Below are 730 nucleotides of genomic sequence, written 5' to 3'. Positions count from 1 at the left end.
TTGGGTGTGGCTGACACGGTTGTTTTCCACCGTCAGGTGGCTGTCGTTCCTGATGACTTCGGTGCGGTTGTTTTCCGTCAGCAGGTCCAGGTCTTTCTGGGCGTGCACGTAGATCTGTTCTTCGCCGGCTTCGTCTTCAAAGCGCAGTTCGTTGCTGCCCTCGCCCTTGTGGGTTTTGGTCTTCAGGGTGGTCCGGGTTTTGTGCTCCGGCAGCGCATACGGCGGTGTGTTGGTGGCGTGGTAGGTTCTTCCGGTGATGATGGGCTGGTCCGGGTCGCCGTCGAGGAAGGAGACGATGACTTCGTGGCCAATTCTGGGCAGAGCCATAAAGCCGTACTGGCCACCCGCCCAGCCCTGGGCCACGCGCAGCCAGGCGCTTGAGTGTTCGTCGTTCTTGGAATAGCGGTCCCAAGGGAATCTTACTTTTACCCGGCCGTACTGGTCGCAGTGGATTTCTTCCCCCTCCGGGCCGGTGACGAGCGCCATCTGGGGGCCGTCCATCACGGGTTTGTGATTACACAGGGGGCGCCAGGTTTTGTCGGCCGGGATGGCGCTGAAGGTGTTGTGGTAGCTGGTGGGCTCACTGCCACCCTCTTCTTCCAGGGCCTGGGGCTGTTTGCCGGTGTGGGTGATGGCGGTGAGCAGCCATTCCCGGTTCAGGGTCTGGCTGTCGTGGTCCTGCAGTTCCACTTTGGCGCCGGGGGTGAAGTCCGGGCGGTTGCTTTTGCCG

The 730-nt window shown here is 61.6% G+C and carries 1 protein-coding gene; it reads right to left on the bottom strand.

What is annotated here, in order from left to right; genetic code table 11:
• On the bottom strand, positions 1-730 hold a 730-nt coding region (gene tssI, locus JIF53_RS04210; protein WP_199451899.1), incomplete at both ends, for a type VI secretion system tip protein TssI/VgrG.

This window comes from Marinobacter sp. bablab_jr008 (assembly GCF_016464145.1).
Lineage (GTDB): Bacteria > Pseudomonadota > Gammaproteobacteria > Pseudomonadales > Oleiphilaceae > Marinobacter > Marinobacter nauticus.
The sequence above is the reverse complement of the archived record's forward strand: the minus strand, read 5'-3'. Positions and strand labels throughout refer to the sequence as shown.